The 15,878-nt window shown below is 71.0% G+C and carries 14 protein-coding genes; 10 read left to right on the top strand and 4 right to left on the bottom strand.

Annotated elements, in window-relative coordinates; genetic code table 11:
• Window positions 1-163: 163 nt before the first annotated feature.
• Window positions 164-874 (bottom strand): FCD domain-containing protein, encoded by a 711-nt coding sequence (locus ABZ193_RS33730; RefSeq protein ID WP_020421221.1) that lies wholly within the window; start codon window positions 872-874, stop codon window positions 164-166.
• A gap of 160 nt (window positions 875-1,034) precedes the next feature.
• Here ABZ193_RS33730 and ABZ193_RS33725 point away from each other — a divergent pair, with 160 nt between their 5' ends.
• Genes ABZ193_RS33725 through ABZ193_RS33695 form a run of 7 tightly spaced genes read left to right on the top strand, consistent with a single transcriptional unit; the run spans window position 1,035 to window position 11,298 of the window.
• Complete coding sequence (locus tag ABZ193_RS33725) at window positions 1,035-2,636, top strand: ABC transporter substrate-binding protein (RefSeq protein ID WP_020421222.1); 1,602 nt, start codon at window positions 1,035-1,037, stop codon at window positions 2,634-2,636.
• An 11-nt stretch (window positions 2,637-2,647) separates the two neighbouring features.
• Window positions 2,648-3,607 (top strand): ABC transporter permease, encoded by a 960-nt coding sequence (locus ABZ193_RS33720; RefSeq protein WP_354712721.1) that lies wholly within the window; start codon window positions 2,648-2,650, stop codon window positions 3,605-3,607.
• A complete protein-coding gene (locus tag ABZ193_RS33715; RefSeq protein ID WP_354712722.1) occupies window positions 3,607-5,583 on the top strand; it encodes a dipeptide/oligopeptide/nickel ABC transporter permease/ATP-binding protein in 1,977 nt (658 codons plus the stop codon). Before ABZ193_RS33720 ends, ABZ193_RS33715 begins: the two co-directional genes overlap by 1 nt.
• The gene (locus ABZ193_RS33710) at window positions 5,580-6,536 is read left to right on the top strand and encodes an ABC transporter ATP-binding protein (RefSeq protein WP_237335929.1); all 957 of its coding nucleotides are present in this window, start codon (window positions 5,580-5,582) and stop codon (window positions 6,534-6,536) included. The genes ABZ193_RS33715 and ABZ193_RS33710 overlap by 4 nt, the downstream gene beginning before the upstream one ends.
• Window positions 6,533-7,456 (top strand): dihydrodipicolinate synthase family protein, encoded by a 924-nt coding sequence (locus ABZ193_RS33705; RefSeq protein ID WP_020421226.1) that lies wholly within the window; start codon window positions 6,533-6,535, stop codon window positions 7,454-7,456. The genes ABZ193_RS33710 and ABZ193_RS33705 overlap by 4 nt, the downstream gene beginning before the upstream one ends.
• Window positions 7,453-9,426, top strand: a complete 1,974-nt coding sequence (locus ABZ193_RS33700; protein WP_354712720.1) for a beta-galactosidase — start codon at window positions 7,453-7,455, stop codon at window positions 9,424-9,426. The genes ABZ193_RS33705 and ABZ193_RS33700 overlap by 4 nt, the downstream gene beginning before the upstream one ends.
• 15 nt (window positions 9,427-9,441) lie before the next feature.
• Complete coding sequence (locus ABZ193_RS33695; protein WP_354712719.1) at window positions 9,442-11,298, top strand: sialidase family protein; 1,857 nt, start codon at window positions 9,442-9,444, stop codon at window positions 11,296-11,298.
• Between the two features lie 38 nt (window positions 11,299-11,336).
• On the opposite strand, the gene ABZ193_RS33690 is transcribed toward ABZ193_RS33695, so the two are convergent.
• Entirely contained in the window at window positions 11,337-12,152 is an 816-nt protein-coding gene (locus ABZ193_RS33690) for a haloalkane dehalogenase (RefSeq protein ID WP_237335933.1), read from the bottom strand.
• Complete coding sequence (locus ABZ193_RS33685; protein WP_237335934.1) at window positions 12,149-12,967, bottom strand: NAD(P)H-binding protein; 819 nt, start codon at window positions 12,965-12,967, stop codon at window positions 12,149-12,151. The genes ABZ193_RS33690 and ABZ193_RS33685 overlap by 4 nt, the downstream gene beginning before the upstream one ends.
• A gap of 80 nt (window positions 12,968-13,047) precedes the next feature.
• Here ABZ193_RS33685 and ABZ193_RS33680 point away from each other — a divergent pair, with 80 nt between their 5' ends.
• Window positions 13,048-13,422 carry a helix-turn-helix domain-containing protein gene (locus ABZ193_RS33680; protein ID WP_354712718.1) on the top strand — a complete coding sequence of 125 codons (375 nt, stop codon included), beginning with the start codon at window positions 13,048-13,050 and terminating at the stop codon, window positions 13,420-13,422.
• Window positions 13,423-13,425: 3 nt separating this feature from the next.
• Here the strand turns inward: ABZ193_RS33680 and ABZ193_RS33675 are convergent, their stop codons facing one another.
• On the bottom strand, window positions 13,426-14,544 hold the full coding sequence (locus tag ABZ193_RS33675; protein WP_354712717.1) for an NAD(P)/FAD-dependent oxidoreductase: 1,119 nt from the start codon (window positions 14,542-14,544) through the stop codon (window positions 13,426-13,428).
• Between the two features lie 64 nt (window positions 14,545-14,608).
• On the opposite strand from ABZ193_RS33675, the gene ABZ193_RS33670 reads away from it, so the two are divergent.
• Both ABZ193_RS33670 and ABZ193_RS33665 read left to right on the top strand, forming a co-directional pair.
• Window positions 14,609-15,271 carry a TetR/AcrR family transcriptional regulator gene (locus ABZ193_RS33670; RefSeq protein WP_354712716.1) on the top strand — a complete coding sequence of 221 codons (663 nt, stop codon included), beginning with the start codon at window positions 14,609-14,611 and terminating at the stop codon, window positions 15,269-15,271.
• A 263-nt stretch (window positions 15,272-15,534) separates the two neighbouring features.
• On the top strand, window positions 15,535-15,783 hold the full coding sequence (locus tag ABZ193_RS33665) for a hypothetical protein (RefSeq protein ID WP_354712715.1): 249 nt from the start codon (window positions 15,535-15,537) through the stop codon (window positions 15,781-15,783).
• The last annotated feature ends 95 nt before the right edge of the window (window positions 15,784-15,878 follow it).

Here is a 15,878-nt window from a genome sequence, read left to right as displayed (position 1 = left end):
AATCGGTTGCCGAGCCACCGGGTCAAGGCACGCTTTCCCGCCTTGACGCGGTGTCTCGGCAACCGAACAATTCAAGATCGGGTTCGGAAGGGGCTATCCGGGCGTAGCGAAGCGAAGCCGGCGCTTCCAGCCGCGCGCAGCGCAGAAACCCGCGTAGCGCCCTCTAATCAACCGGCGCCGCCACCCCGAATCCCCCGTACTTGCCGGCCTTCGCGCGCTTTCGCACCTCGTCGAAGTGCCGGTGCACGGCCTCCTCAGCGGCATCGGCATCCCCCGCCACCAAGGCATCCACGATCGCCTGGTGACGCTTCGCCGTGGAGCTCGCCGAGCCGGCCGGGCCGCCCAGCTCGGCCTCCGCCGCGCGGTACACGTCCCAGAACAGGCGCGTCAGCTCGCGGGCCAGGTCGAAGCCGGCCTCGGCGCAGATCAGGTCGTGGAACTCGCGGTCGGCGGCCGCGCTGTCCGGGCCCTTGCGCATCCGCGCCACGCACGACTCCAGCGCCGCGATCAGCTCCGGCCGGTGCCGCCGCGCCACCCGGCGCGTCAGCTCGGTCTCCAGCATCTCCCGCACCTCGAGCAGGTCCCGCAACCGGCCCGTCGTCCCCGCCCCGGGCGTCCGGGTGCGGAACAGCAGCCACGTCCGCAGCGCCTCCGAACCGGCCGAGCCGACGAACGTGCCGTACCCGTGCCGCACCTCGACGATCCCCAGCGCCCGCAGCGCCCGGATCGCCTCGCGGATCGAATTGCGGCTCACCCCGATGTCGGCCATCAGGTCCAGCTCGGTCGGCATCGGCGACCCCGGCGGGAGGTCCCGCTCGATGATCAGGTCGATGATCCGTTTGCTGATCTCGTCGCCGAGCTGAGGGCGTGCCACATCCAACTCCCCGCCTGCTGACCGCCGGATTTCCGGACATCCTACGTCAGACCCCTTGACCACGGGACGCGCCGCTGTTTACAGTCACCCGGTCGCAGGACGTCCTACGTCCTACTTCCATGCTCCGGCCTGATCAACGACGCACAAGTCAGGAGACGTCATGTCGCACAGCCTGTCCGGCCTCAGCCGCCGCGATTTCCTGCGGTACACCGGACTCGCCGGCACGGCCGCGGCCTTCTCGGTCACCCTGGGGGCCTGTGGCGGACCGGCATCCACCAACACCACGGGCAGCTCCACCGGCACGCTCACCGCGGTCATCGGCTACGGCAACAACCAGACCTGGGACCCGCTGCAGACGGCATCCGCCTTCTCGATGGCCGCCAACCTGCACTGCTACGAATCGCTGGTCGAGGGCGACCCGATCACCCGCGACCCGTTCCCCGGCCTGGCCAAGGCGCTCCCGGCCGACCTCACCGGCACCAGCCTGAAGTTCGAGCTGCGCGACGGCGCCAAGTGGCACGACGGCACCCCGGTGACCGCCGACGACGTCGTCTTCACCTACGCCCGCGTGCTCGACCCCAACGAAAAGGTGCTGGTCCACAGCTTCTTCGCGGACTGGCTCGCCGAAGTGCGCAAGACCGGCGAGAACTCCGTCGAGTTCGTGCTCAAGCACCCGTTCCCGTACGCCCTCAAGCGAATCCAGACCGCCAAGATCTGCCCCAAGCACGTCTTCGAGGGCAAGTGGAAGGACGCCGCGGGCGGCAAGGTCGTCGGCTCCGGCCCGTACAAGGTCGTCGAGCAGGCCCCGCTGTCCTACACCCGCTTCGAGAAGTTCGCCGAGTACAACGGCCCGCGCCCGGCGGCCTACCAGTCCATGCTGTGGAAGTCGATCGTGGACGCCGCGCCGCGCGTCGCGGCCATCTCCGGCGCCAACCCGGAGGCGCAGATCGTGGAGAACATCCCGGCGGCCAACGCCGAGCAGCTGCGCAAGTCCGGCCGCAGCGTCGAGTTCGCCGACGGCGGCAACAACCTGTTCCTGATGTTCAACACCGCGCACGCGCCGTTCGACAACAAGCTCGTGCGGCAGGCCCTGCACTACGCCATCGACAAGCAGAAGATGATCCAGATCGGCCTGCAGGGCGCGGGCACGGCGGCGACCTCGTTCATCAACCCGAAGCTGCCCGCGTCCCAGCCGGCCGCCAACGACTTCGCCTACAACCCGGACAAGGCCAGGCAACTGCTCCAGCAGGCCGGCGTCACCAACCTGGCGATCACCCTGTCCACCACCAACACCTCGCTCGTCTCGGACTGCGTGAAGGTCATCAAGGAGGGCTGGGACGCGATCGGCGTGACCACCACGCTGGACTCGCAGGACACCAAGGCGCTGTTCTCGAAACTGGACAGCGGCAAGGACTTCGAGGTCGTCGCCACCACCAACAACCCGCTGCAGTTCGGCAACGACCCGGACCTGCTGACCCGCTACTACTACGACAAGACGTCGGTGCTGATGACCACCTACGCCCGGTGGACCGGCCCGGAGTCGCAGGCCCTGCTGGACCTGCAGAACCAGGCCGCCGCGGAGACCGACGAGACGCGCCGCGCGCAGCTCACCAAGCAGCTGCTGGACCTGATCTCCGAGCACGCGGTCATCTACCCCGTGGTGTTCACCCAGCTCGGCACCGCGTGGAACGCGCAGAAGATCACCGGCGTGCGGGCGCAGGGCTACCCGGGCATCTACCTCAACCAGGCCAAGCCGGTCTGAGGGGCGCTGCCATGGCCGTCGTCGTGCGGATGCTGCTCGCCCGCATCCTCGCCCTGATCCCGCTGGTGCTCGGGGTGGTCCTGTTCGTCTTCATCGTCATGCAGTTCTCCCCCGTGGACACGGCGGTGGCCGCGCTCGGCGACGCCAACCCCACGCCGGAGCAGCTCCAGCAGTTCCGGCAGGAGAACGGCCTGCTCGACCCGCTCCCGCTGCAGTACGTGCACTTCGTGTGGCACCTGCTGCAGGGCGACTTCGGCACCAGCGTGATCACGAAGGAGCCGGTCGGGCAGGTCATCGCCACCGCGCTGCCGCTGACCGTGCAGCTCACCCTGCTGGGCCTGCTGATCGCGATCGTCGCCGGGCTCGTGCTCGGCGTGACCTCGGCGCTGTTCCGCGACCGCTGGCCGGACCAGCTGATCCGGATCGTCACGCTGGCCGGCGTCGCCGCACCCGCGTTCTGGATCGCGGTGCTGCTCGTCCAGTGGCTCGCGGTGGGCGAGGGCCTGTTCCCCACCAGCGGGTACGTCAGCCCGGCCGACTCGTTCGGCGGCTGGCTCAACTCGCTGGCGCTGCCCGCGATCTCGCTCGCGCTGCCGGTCGCCGCGCAGCTGACGCGCATCATCCGCACCTCGATGGTCGAGGAGCTGGACAAGGACTACGTCCGCACCGCACGCGGCGGCGGGCTGCCGCCGGTGGTGGTCGTCGGCCGCAACGTGCTGCGCAACGCGCTGATCAACCCCCTCACCGTGCTCGGCCTGCGGGTCGGCTACCTGCTGGGCGGCGCCGTCGTGACCGAGACGATGTTCGCGCTGCCCGGGATGGGACAGAACATGATCCAGGCCGTCAAGGACGGCGACACCGCGAAGGTCCAGGGCTTCGTGATCACCATCGCGGTCGGGTTCGTCCTGGTCAACCTGATCGTCGACGTGCTGTACCTGATCGTGAATCCGCGCCTGCGGAGCCGGTCGTGATGCGGCAGCTGTACCGGCCCGGGCTCACGCAGCGCCTGTCCCGGCCCGGCATCCGGTTCCGCCGGTTCAACACCGCGTCGTGGATCTCGATCGGGGTGCTGGCCGTGCTCGCGCTGGTGGCGCTCATCGGCCCGCTGCTGGTCAAGGACCCCTACGCGCTGGGCACCGAGGTCACCGGGCCGAACGCCGCGCACTGGTTCGGCACCGACCAGTCCGGCCGCGACATCCTCTCCCGCGTGGTGCACGGCGCCCGCTGGTCGCTCGCGATCGGGCTCGGCGCCGCCGCGCTGGCGCTGGTCTGCGGCGCGCTGATCGGGGCGCTCGCGGCCACCTCCCGGCGCGGCGTGGATTCGGTGGTCATGCGCGTGCTCGACGTGCTGATGGCCTTCCCCGGCATCGCGCTCGCGGCCGTGCTCGTCGCCGTGTTCGGCCGCGGCATCGGGGTGCTGATCCTGGCGATCGCGTTCGTCAACGTGCCGCCGGTGGCGCGCGTGGTGCGGGCGAACGTGCTGGCGCAGTACAGCGAGGACTACGTCGCGGCCGAGCACATCATCGGCGCGCGCCGGTTCTTCATCCTGGTCAAGCACGTCGCGGTGAACTGCGCTGCGCCGATCCTGGTGTTCTGCACGGTGATGGTGGCCGACGCGATCGTGTTCGAGGCGTCGCTGTCGTTCATCGGCGCCGGCATCCAGCCGCCCGACCCGTCGTGGGGCTCGGTGCTCGCCGACGGCAAGGACATGGTGCTCAACGGCGGCTGGTGGGCCACGTTGTTCCCGGGCCTGATGATCCTGTTCACGGTGCTGGCGCTGAACGTGCTGTCCGAAGGGATTTCCGACGCCTGGGCGGCGCCGTCGTCCCGCACCGCGAAGGCGGCGGAGGTAGCCAAGGCGGTCGTCGCCGAGGAGGCGGCCGAGAACGTCGCGCCGGTGCTGCCGATCCGCGGTCTGCGCGAGGTGGGCGAACGGTTGTCCCGCCGCGCCCGCGCGCTGACCGGGCGCGACACCCTGCTCTCCGTCGAGGGGCTGACGATCGCGTTCCCGGAGCGGCACAACGGCGTCAACGTCGTCGACGACGTCTCGTTCACCGTGCGCTCGGGCGAGGTGCTCGGCCTGATCGGTGAATCGGGCTGCGGCAAGTCGCTGACTGCGCTGTCGATCGTCGGGCTGCAGCCGCGGACCGCGCGGCTGTCCGGCCGGATCCGCTTCGACGGCGAGGACCTGCTCACGATGAAACCGTCCGCGCGGCGCCGGCACCTCGGGCACGACATCGCGATGATCTACCAGGACGCGCTCAGCTCGCTGAACCCGGCGATGACGATCCAGGCGCAGCTCAAGCAGTTCACGCGCCGCGGCGGTACCCGCACCCCGCGCGAGCTGGTGGAGCTGGTCAACCTCGACCCGGACCGCACGCTGCGCGCCTACCCGCACGAGCTGTCCGGCGGACAGCGGCAGCGGGTGCTGATCGCGATGGCGTTGTCCCGCAGCCCCAAGCTGATCGTGGCCGACGAGCCGACCACCGCGCTGGACGTGACCGTGCAGGCACAGGTCATCTCGCTGCTGCTGCGCCTGCAGGAGGAGCTGGGCTTCGCACTGGTGCTGGTGTCGCACGACCTGGCGCTGGTGTCCGATGTGGCCGATCGCGTCGTCGTGATGTACGGCGGGCAGGTCGCCGAGGCGGGCACGACCGCGCAGGTCGTCGGCGCGCCGCGGCACCACTACACGCGCGGCCTGCTCAGCGCGGTGTTGTCGCTGGAGGAGAACGACGCCCGGCTCACCCAGATCAAGGGCGTCGTCCCGGCCCCGGCGGACTTCGCGCCCGGCTGCCGGTTTTCCGACCGCTGCCCGGCGGCGCGAGCGCACTGCCGCACCGACCCGCCGGTGGTCGAGGGCACCGGGATGGACCACCTCGTCGCGTGCCACCACCCCGCCGAACCGGTGGCGGAACCGGAGGTCCTGGTGAAGGGAGCGCCGGCATGACCCTGCTGGAACTGGACCGGGTGCACGTGGTGCACAAGATCCGCTCGTCCGGGCTGTTCGGGCACGACTCCGTGCACGCGCTGACGGACGCGACGCTGACCGTGCGGCCCGGCGAGACGATCGGCGTGGTCGGCGAGTCCGGGTGCGGCAAGACCACGCTGGCGAAGGTGGTCGTCGGGCTGCAGAAGCCGACCAGGGGCGTCGTGCGTTACCGCGGCGAACCGGTGGCCGACCAGCGCGAGTTCGGCCGCGACATCGGCATGATCTTCCAGGACCCGTCGACCGCGCTGAACCGCCGGATGTCGATCGCCCGCATCGTGCGGGACCCGCTCGACGTGCACCGCGTCGGCACCCCGGCGCAGCGGGCCGAGCGGGTGCGCGAGCTGATGGAGCTGGTCGGCCTGCCGCCCAGTGTCGCGGACGCGGTGCCCGGGCAGCTGTCCGGCGGCCAGCGGCAGCGCGTGGCGATCGCGCGTGCGCTGGCGCTGGAGCCGTCGCTGCTGGTCGCCGACGAGCCGACCTCGGCGCTGGACGTGTCGGTGCGCGCGCAGATCCTCAACCTGCTGCTCGACCTGCGGGACCGGCTGGGCCTGGCGATGATCTTCGTGTCGCACGACATCCAGACCGTGCGCAAGATGAGCGACCGCATCGTCACGATGTACCTGGGCCGCATCGTCGAGGACGCCCCCGCCGCGGCGATCCCCGGCGACGCACGGCACCCGTACACGCGGGCGCTGTTCTCCGCCACGCCGAGCCTGCTGAACCCGATCGAACCGATCGTCCTGACCGGGCCGGTGCCGTCCGCGGTCAGCCCGCCGAGCGGGTGCGCCTTCCGCACCCGCTGTCCGAAAGCGACGGACGAGTGCGCCGGCGCGGTGCCCCCGTCCGCCGACGCCGGCGACGGGCACACCTACCACTGCATCCACCCCGAACTCGAAGTGAGCGTGCGATGACTCGATTCACCGGCATCATCCCCCCGCTGTGCACCCCGTTCCGCGACGACTTCACCATCGACGTGGACTCGCTGCGCCGGCACCTGGACGTCCAGCTGGACGCCGGCGTGCACGGGGTGTTCGTGCTGGGCTCGTCCAGCGAGGTGGCGTTCCTGCCGGACCGGCAGCGCCGGGTGGTGATCGAGACGGCGGTGGCGCACGTCGGCGGCCGGGTCCCGGTGCTGGCCGGGTGCATCGACATGACGACGCTGCGGGTCGCCGAGCACATCCGCGTCGCCGAGGATGCGGGCGCGGACGCGCTGGTCATCACCGCGCCCTACTACACCCGCACGCACACGGCGGAGATCGAACAGCACTTCCGGCTGCTGCACGCGCAGGCCTCGCTGCCGATCTTCGCCTACGACATTCCGGTCGCGGTGCACTCGAAGCTGGACCGGGAGATGGTCCTGCGGCTGGCCGAGGACGGCGTGCTGGCCGGGCTGAAAGACTCCAGCGGCGACGAGGCCGGGTTCGGCGCGCTGCTGCTGGGCCGCCGGGAGCGCGGGCTGTCGGAGTTCGCCGTGTTCACCGGGTCCGAGCTGGTGGTGGACCTCGCGCTGCAGATGGGCGCGGACGGCGCGGTGCCCGGACTGGCCAATGTGGACCCCGCCGGGTACGTGACGATCTGGGACCGCGTGCGGGCGGGCGATCTCGCCACGGCACGGCGGGAACAGGACCGGCTTATGCGGCTGTACGACATCACGCACGCCGCGCCGCCGGAGCGGATGGGCCGTGGCTCGGCCGGGCTCGGCGCGTTCAAGGCGGCGATGAAGATGCGCGGGTTCATCGACAACTCGGTGATGGCGCCGCCGCAACTGCCGCTCAACGACGAGGAGCTGTTGCGCATCAAGGGTGCGCTGACCGAGGCGGGTCTGCTGTGATCCACTACGGCGCGGACTACAACCCGGAGCACTGGGCCGAGGACGTCTGGGACACCGACGTCAAGCTGATGACCGAGGCCGGGGTCACGCTGGTGACGCTCGGCGTCTTCTCCTGGGCGAAGGTCGAGCCGCGGCCGGGCGAGTACGACTTCGGCTGGGTCGACACGGTGATGGACAAGCTCGCGGCCGCCGGGATCCAGGTCGCGCTGGCGACGATGACCGCCTCACCGCCGCCGTGGCTGACCCACCGCCACCCCGAGGTGCTGCCCGTGCGCGAGGACGGGACACGGCTCTCTCCGGGTTCGCGGCAGCAGTTCTGCCCGTCCAGCCCGGTGTTCCGCGAGCACGCCGCGCGGCTGGTCGAGCAGCTCGCGAACCGGTACGGCGACCACCCGGCGCTGAAGATCTGGCACGTCGGCAACGAGTACGGCTGCCACATCCGGGCGTGCTACTGCGACACCTCCGCCGAGGACTTCCGGTCCTGGCTGCGCGAGCGGTACGGCACGCTGGACGCGCTGAACGCGGCGTGGTCGACGACGTTCTGGTCGCAGGGCTACTCGGACTGGGCGGAGATCCAGCCGCCGCGGGTGGCGCCGTCGTTCCGCAACCCCGCCCAGCAGCTGGACTACCAGCGGTTCTCCTCGGACGCGTCGCTGGCGTGCTACCGGGTGGAGGCGGAGGTCCTGCGCCGGGTCACGCCGGACGTCCCGCTCACCACCAACTTCGTCGGGCTGGTGCAGAAGGCGCTGGACTGGCACGCGTGGGAGCCGCACGAGGACGTGGTGTCGCTGGACTCCTACCCCGAGCCCTACGACCCGCGGGGGCACGTCGAGGCGGCGTTCGGGTACGACGTGGTGCGGTCGCTGAAGAACGGGCAGCCGTGGATGCTGCTGGAGCACGCGCCGAGCGCGGTGAACTGGCGCAAGCACAACGGCGCCAAGGCTCCCGGCGTGATGCGGCAGGGCGTGCTGCAGGCGGTGGCGCGCGGCGCGGATGCCGCGATGTTCTTCCAGTGGCGGCAGAGCCGGGGTGGCGCGGAGAAGTTCCACTCGGCGATGGTGCCGCACGCCGGCGCGGACACCCGCGTGTTCGCCGAGGCGCGGGCGCTCGGGCAGGACCTCGCGGCACTGGCCGACGTCGAGGGCACCCGGGTGCGATCGGACGTGGCGTTCCTGCACGATTGGAACAGCTGGTGGGCACTGGAGCTGGACGCGCACCCGTCGGCGGACGTGGCGCAGCTCGACGCGCACCTGGCGCACTACGCGCCGTTCTTCGACGCCGGCATCTCCTGCGACGTGGTGCGCCCCGATCGCCTATCCGGGTACCGGCTGGTCGTGGTGCCGAACCTGTACCTGCTCGATGCGGACACCGCCGAGGGCCTGCGCCGCTACGTCGAGGGCGGCGGGCACCTCGTGGTGTCGTTCTTCTCCGGCATCGTCGACTCGTGCGACCGCGCCCACCTCGGCGGCTACCCGGTGGCCCCGCTGCGGGAGGCGCTCGGGGTGGCGGTGGAGGAGTTCTGGCCGCTGGCGCCGGGCACCTCGGTGCCGCTGAGTCCGGAGTGGACCGGCAGCCTGTGGTCGGAAGCCGTGGAGCTGCGCGGCGCGGAGGCTGTCGCGACCTTCGACGGCGGTGACCTGGCCGGTTTCCCCGCGGTGAGCCGACACGCCTACGGCGCGGGTGTCGCCTGGTACCTCGGCACGCGGCTGGACCCGGCCGGGATGCGCGAGCTGGCCGACCGGGTAGCCGCGGAAGCGGGCGTGCGACCGGTCCTGCCCGGCCTGCCCGCCGGGGTCCAGGCGGTCCGACGGGAAGCCGCGGACCGGCAGTTCCTGTTCCTGCTCAACCACAACACGGATGCGGTCGCGGTGGACCTGGGAGAACCGGCCCCCGACCTGCTCACCGGTTCGGCGCCCTCGGCCCGGCACACGTTGCCACCGCGCGGCGTCGCAGTCCTCCGGATTCACTGACCGAAGGGAAGGCACATGAGATCGTTCGCAGCGTGGCGCGCGGTCCCGCTCGTGGCGGTGCTGTTCGCCAGTCTGCTCGGCGGCGGGGTCACCGCCTCCGCCGACACCGCCAGACCGGGATTCGACCAGCAGTCGCTGTTCAACCCCAAGCAGGAGCAGGGCTACTTCTGCTTCCGCATCCCCGCGATCGTCAAGAGCACCGCCGGCACCCTCCTCGCGTTCGCCGAGGGCCGGGTCAACGACTGCGGCGACGCCGGTGACATCGACCTCGTCCTCAAGCGCTCCACCGACGGCGGCCGGACCTGGTCGCCGCTGGAGGTCATCAACTCCGGCGACGGCGACACACACGGCAACCCGGTCCCGATCGTCGACCAGCAGACCGGCCGGATCGTGCTGATCTCCACCTACAACGCGGGTCTCACCGGCGGCAAGAACTGCGAGGTGCCGTGCGCGCGGACCCCGCACGTGCAGTACAGCGACGACGACGGGCTCACCTGGTCCACGCCGGTGGACATCAGCGCCCAGGCCAGCAGGCCGGAGTGGAACGCCTGGTACGCCTCCGGCCCGGTGCACGGCATCCAGCTCACCAAGGGGCCGCACCGCGGGCGGCTGGTGTTCGGCGTGAACGCCGAAACCGCCGAGGGCACCGACGTGGTGGCCAACCACGGCGCGCTCGTCTACAGCGACGACCACGGCCAGACCTGGCACATCGGCGCGGTGGACACCTATTCGTTCCCGCCGAAGAGCGCCTACTCGCAGCGGCCCCAGGAGATCAGCGTCGTCGAACTGGCCGACGGCTCGATCTACGCCGGCGGCCGCGAACAGGGCGGCACCGACATCGGCAACCGCGACTACGCGATCAGCCGCGACGGCGGGGAGACGTTCAGCCAGCCGTTCCGGACGATCCCCGACCTGGTCACGCCGATCGTGCAGGGCTCGCTGCTGCGGCTGGACCGGCCGGGGCCGGACCGGATCCTGTTCGCGTCGCCGTCGGACACCGACCGGCGCCGGTGGATGATGATCCGCTCCTCCTACGACGGCGGCCGGAGCTGGGAGAACGCCGAGCAGGGCACCCGGGTGACCGACGAGTGGTCCGGCTACTCGGACATGGTCCAGATCAGCGACCGGTCCGCGCGCACCACCGAGATCGGCCTGATGTACGAGGGCGGCCCGGTCGACGCGCGTGACGAGATCCGCTTCGCCCGCTTCACCGAGGACGTGCTGGGCTGGCGCAACTCGGCCGGCCCGACCACGCGGGACGTGTCCGGCGAACGGTCGGACGCCTACCTCGTGGGCGGCCCGGTGGCCACGGCAGGCCGCTACGGCAGCGCGCTTTCGCTGGACGGCGTGGACGACTTCGTGCGCGTGCCCTACAACAGCGCGCAGGTGGTCGGCGACGGTGACTTCACGTGGACCGGCTGGGTGCGGTACGGCGCGTCGACGAGCAACCAGGTGTTCTTCTGGATGGGCGGCATGGGCTCGACCGCGCCGCAGATCTGGCTGCGCGGCGAGCCGGCGGCGAACCGGCTGATCGCGTCGATGACCACCACTGCGGGCACCAAGCAGGTGACGTCGGCGGGCGCGTTCAACGACCAGCAGTGGCACCACGTGGCGCTGCAGCGCACCGGCGGCCAGTTGCTGCTGTTCGTCGACGGCGTGCAGGTGGCGGCCGGCCCCTCGGCGGCCGGTTCGGTGACGGAGCGGGTGTCGTTCCAGTTCTGGCTCGGCCGCCGCCTCGACGGTGGCATGGGACTGAACGGCGCGCTGGACGACGTCCGGCTCTATCGCAAGGCACTGTCACCGTCCGAACTGGACGCCGTCCGGGCGAACGCCCCCGTGCGGGACGCCCTGGTGCTGCGGCTGCCGTTCTGAGTCGCGGAGTCCCGGCCCCGTGCGACGGGGCCGGGACTTCACCGCAGCCCGTGCCGGTCCAGCCAGGCGGACAACGTCGCGGCGATCGCCGCGGGCTGGTCCTCCGGGGTGTGGTGCCCGGCGGGGAGATCGTGGTGGACGATGTCGAGAGCCGCGATGTTCTCCGCGCACCACGCGATCATCCGGTCGTCCATCATCGTGTCGAAGCCGGGGCGGAACGTCATGAGCAGCTTCGGCACGTCCGCGCTGGCCGCGAGCCACTTGTCGTAGTGCTCGACACGAGCGACGACGTCGGCAGGCTCCCCGCCCAGCGGCATCGACCGCGCCCACCGCAACAGCGGCACGCGGCTCTCGCGCGTCGGGTAGGGCCGCAGGTAGGCCACGCGGTCCTCCGCGCCGAGCGCCATCGACTCCAGGAAGATGTTGTCGTCCAGCATCATCTTCTCCCCGACGCCCGGGGTTTTGAGCGCCCGGAATATCTCGGCGCCCGCGTCCGGGAACTCGTCCCAGGACATGGGTTTCACGATCGTCTCGGTGACCGCGATGCCCCGCACCCGGCCGGGGTGGCGGGCGGCCCAGTCGAAGGCGAGCGCGCCGCCCCAGTCGTGGCCGACCAGGACCACGTCGTCCAGCCCGAGGTGCTCGAACCAGGCGTCGAGGTAGCGGGCATGGTCGTCGAAGGTGTAGCCGATGTCCGGTTTCGCGGATTCGCCCATGCCGATCAGGTCGGGCGCCAGTTTCCGGCCCGGGCCGACCGCCGGCATGATGTGCCGCCACAGGTGGGACGAGGCGGGGTTGCCGTGCAGGAAGACGATCGGCTGGCCGTCGCCGGTCTCGCGGTGGTGCAGGATCACTTGAACACCGCCGCGTTCGCGCCGGCCCACTCGGCGAAGCTGCGCGCCGGGCGCCGCAGGACGCGCTCGACGTCGTCGCTGACCCGCTGCTCCTCCGGTTTCGGCGCGCCGAGGATGTCCAGTGTGGACTCCACGACCGGCTCGGGCATGGCCTGCAGCATCCGCGTCCGCGCCTCCGCCCGGCTCAGCTCGGCGAAGCGCACCGGCTCGCCCAGCGCGTCGGCGATCGCCGCCGCCTGCTGCCGCGGCGTGACGGGCTCGGGCCCGGTGATCGTGTAGGCCCGGCCGGCGTGCCCGTCCTCACGCATCGCCGCGGCGGCCACCTCGGCGATGTCCACCGGATCGACGGTCGGCAGGGCGACGTCCCCGAACGGCGCCTCGACCGTCCGCCGGGTGCGCACCGTTTCCGCCCAGGCGAACGCGTTGGAGTGGAAGCCGCCCGGCCGCAGTAGGGTCCACTCCAGGCCGGAGCCGACGACCGCGTCCTCCAGTTCCGGCGCGTGCCGCCCGGTCGCCACCCCCTGGGACGACAACAACACGACCCGTCGCACGCCGCCGGCCTTCGCTGTTCCCAGGACGCCGGCGAGGTCCCCGCCGGCCGCGAGGAAGTCCGGCGAGGTGAGCAGGAACAGTGTCGACGCCCCGTCGAGCGCGGGCTTGAGCGTCTCCGGCTCGGTCAGGTCCGCCCGCACGTGCCGCACCCCGGGCAGGTGTTCTTCCTTGCGCGACACCGCCGTCACGGCCTCGCCGGTCTTGACGAGCGCCTGCACCAGCGGCCGCCCGACGTTGCCGGTAGCTCCGGTCACCACAAACATTTCCGCTCCCGTTCTCTTCGTGTGGGAGCGACGCTACTGTCGTGGGGCTAGTAGGTACCTAGAGGAAAGTAGTGGGTCCGGTGACCGAAACCACAGTCAGTCCCGAGCTGGCCTGCCCGATCGCGCCCGTGGTCGACCTCGTGTTCAGCCGGTGGACCACGCCGATCCTGTGGACGCTGAACGAGCACGGCAGGCAACGTTTCGTGGAGCTGTCCCGCCGCATCACGACGATCACCCCGAAGGTCCTGACACAGCGGCTGCGCCAGCTGGAGCGCGACGGGCTCGTGATGCGCACCTACCACGCCGAGGTCCCGCCGCGGGTGGAGTACGAGATCAGCGACCTGGGCCGCAGCCTGGCGCCGCTGTTCGCCACCCTCGCGGAGTGGTCGCCGAACCTGGAGAAGGTCGAGCAGGCCCGCGCCGAGTACGACGCGCAGCAGAAGAAGCGCCCCTGAGCCTCAGGCTGTCAGGAAGCTGATCACGCTGTGCGGCGCGTTTTCGTCGAAGAGCATTTCGTGCGTGTGGCTGCCTTCGAGAGCCGCCGCCGTGCTGCGCGGGAACAGCGCCTGCTCGTATTCCGCCAGTGCCGCCTCGGGGTCGCCGGGATGGGCGGCGATGGCCTTGCCGAGCTCGGCGCCGTCGAACATGGCGAGGTTCGCGCCGTCACCGGACGGGGCCGACAGGTGGGCCGCGTCGCCGAGCAGGGTCACGCCCGGCACCCGGTCCCACTTGTGCCCGATCGGCAGGGCGTTGAGCGGGCGCAGGACCGGCGCGGTGTCGCTGTCGGTGATCAGTGAGGTGAGTTCCGGCGCCCAGCCGTCGAACTCTCGCGCGACCCGCGCGAGGGCGGCGGCGGAATCGCTGAAATCGATCTCCGCGAACCACTCCTGTGGTTTGGTGAGCGCCACGTAGGTGTGCAGCGTCCCGCCGCTCTCGCGATGCGCCGTGATCCCCTTGCCCGGGACGAGCGCCATCAGCGCCCCACCGCCGACGGCCCGCGCGGCGGCGGGGTGCCGGCTGTCAGCGTCGAACAGGTAGGTCTCGACGAACGACCGGCCCACGTACCGCGGCACCGCGCCGGAGACCAGCGGCCGCACGCGTGACCACGCGCCGTCCGCGCCGACCAGCAGGCTCGTGACGACGGTGCCTCCGTTGGCGAAAGCCACCTCGTGACGGCCGTCGCCGAGGGCGCGGACGCCGGTGACCTTGTGCCCCCAGCGGACAGTGCCTTCCGGGAGCGAGTCGAGCAGGATCCGCCGCAGCTCGCCGCGCTGGACCTCCGGGCGCCCGGCCGTGCCGTCGTCGGGCTGGTCGAGCAGGACCGCACCGTCCGGCGCGAGGACCCTGGTCGCCTCGCGGCCCTCCAGGATGATGCCGCGGAACTCGTCGAACAGGTTCGCCGCGCGGAGGGCGGACTGGCCGTCGTGCTCGTGGATGTCGAGCATCCCGCCTTGGGCGCGAGCACCCGCGGACGCCTCCGCTTCGTAGACCGTCACCGGGATGCCGTGGACGTGCAGCACGCGAGCGAGCGTGAGACCGCCCAGCCCCGCGCCCACGATCGTGACGTGGTTGTTCATGTCCCCTCCTTTTGGAATGCCATTCCATCGTGGAACGGCATTCCAGATATGTCAAGATGGGGGCATGCCACCACGGACCCGGCGCACGGAGGCGCTCTCCCGGGAGCGGATCGTCGAAGCGGCCGTCGAGCTGCTGGACGCGGCGGGCGAGGCCGGGCTGACGTTCCGGACGCTGACCGAACGGCTCGCCACCGGCGCGGGCGCGATCTACTGGCACGTGGCGAACAAGGACGAGCTGCTGACCACGGCGACGGACGCGGTCGTGGCCGAGGCGCTCCCCGCCGCGTCCGCGGGTTCGCCCCAGGAGGAGATCCGCGCCGTCGCGCTGGGCCTGTTCGACGCGATCGAGCAGCACCCGTGGCTCGCGACGCAGCTGTTGATGCAGCTGACCCGCAACCCCGGGGGCCCGGTGGCGCCGCGGATCTTCGAGGCCATCGGACGGCAGATCGGCGCGCTGGGGGTCCCCGAACACAGCTGGTTCACCGCGACGTCGGTGCTGGTGCACTACATCCTCGGCACCGCGGGCCAAACCGCGACAGCCGAAGTCAGCACGACGCGGGAGGCCTTCCTCGACACGGTGGCGAAGAGCTGGGAGAACCTCGACCCGGAGGCCTACCCGTTCACCCGCGGCGTCGCGAAGCAGCTGCGCAACCACGACGACCGGGAACAGTTCCTTGCCGGAATCGATCTTGTGCTGGCCGGCGTCACCACCCGCCACTCGTCGTAGAAACCCTTGCGCCGCGAGCGCTACTCACCTCTTGGTCGTGCTTCGCGGGTGTCCGAAACCGTCCCGGCATGTTCTTGCAGTTGGTAACTGGTTTGCCGGGGAGTCGTCGCTCAGAGCAGGATCAGGGACATGCCGAGGACATTCATCGGGTTCCGGGGCGTCGGGTTCTGGGCGCCCGACGCCGGATGGCCGAACCGCCAGGCTGGCTGCTGGCGGCCCGGGAGTAGTGGTTCGTCCTCGCCACGGTTCGTATCAAGGGCGTCATGAACCCAAGCTACGACGCACATCTCGGTGAGGACGAGACGCGGATCGGGCTGGTGCAGGAGATCCATGAGCGCGTGTTACGCCGCTTCGAGTCATTCGGCGAGAAGATGCCACGGCTGAGCGTGCCCGAGGGCGTCTGGGCCTTCGACGGCTCCGTCCACACCGAGTTGTTCGCGGAGACCTTTGCGTCTTTCGCCGGTGTGTTGCGTGGCGAGGGCAAGGATCTGGAGCCAGATGTAGTCGCGTAAGGGAAGTGTTGCTGACGGCCGGCCCAGAAGCACCCTAGCGGCGGTGCTCGGAACGCTCGCCGAAAAGAAGCGTCAAGCACGGGCCGGTCAGGGCC

Source organism: Amycolatopsis sp. NPDC006125, assembly GCF_040614195.1.
In the GTDB taxonomy this organism is placed as follows: Bacteria; Actinomycetota; Actinomycetes; order Mycobacteriales; family Pseudonocardiaceae; genus Amycolatopsis_E; species Amycolatopsis_E tucumanensis.
Note: the sequence above shows the minus strand (reverse complement) of the source record. Positions and strands in the feature narration are given on the sequence as shown.

Bases quoted from the DNA above. Each gene is read 5' to 3' on its own strand.
- ABZ193_RS33725 (WP_020421222.1), top strand. From the start codon at position 1,035: ATGTCGCACAGCCTGTCCGGCCTCAGCCGCCGCGATTTCCTGCGGTAC.
- ABZ193_RS33720 (WP_354712721.1), top strand. From the start codon at position 2,648: ATGGCCGTCGTCGTGCGGATGCTGCTCGCCCGCATCCTCGCCCTGATC.
- ABZ193_RS33715 (WP_354712722.1), top strand. From the start codon at position 3,607: ATGCGGCAGCTGTACCGGCCCGGGCTCACGCAGCGCCTGTCCCGGCCC.
- ABZ193_RS33710 (WP_237335929.1), top strand. From the start codon at position 5,580: ATGACCCTGCTGGAACTGGACCGGGTGCACGTGGTGCACAAGATCCGC.
- ABZ193_RS33705 (WP_020421226.1), top strand. From the start codon at position 6,533: ATGACTCGATTCACCGGCATCATCCCCCCGCTGTGCACCCCGTTCCGC.
- ABZ193_RS33695 (WP_354712719.1), top strand. From the start codon at position 9,442: ATGAGATCGTTCGCAGCGTGGCGCGCGGTCCCGCTCGTGGCGGTGCTG.
- ABZ193_RS33685 (WP_237335934.1), bottom strand. From the start codon at position 12,967: ATGTTTGTGGTGACCGGAGCTACCGGCAACGTCGGGCGGCCGCTGGTG.
- ABZ193_RS33675 (WP_354712717.1), bottom strand. From the start codon at position 14,544: ATGAACAACCACGTCACGATCGTGGGCGCGGGGCTGGGCGGTCTCACG.
- ABZ193_RS33670 (WP_354712716.1), top strand. From the start codon at position 14,609: ATGCCACCACGGACCCGGCGCACGGAGGCGCTCTCCCGGGAGCGGATC.
- ABZ193_RS33665 (WP_354712715.1), top strand. From the start codon at position 15,535: ATGAACCCAAGCTACGACGCACATCTCGGTGAGGACGAGACGCGGATC.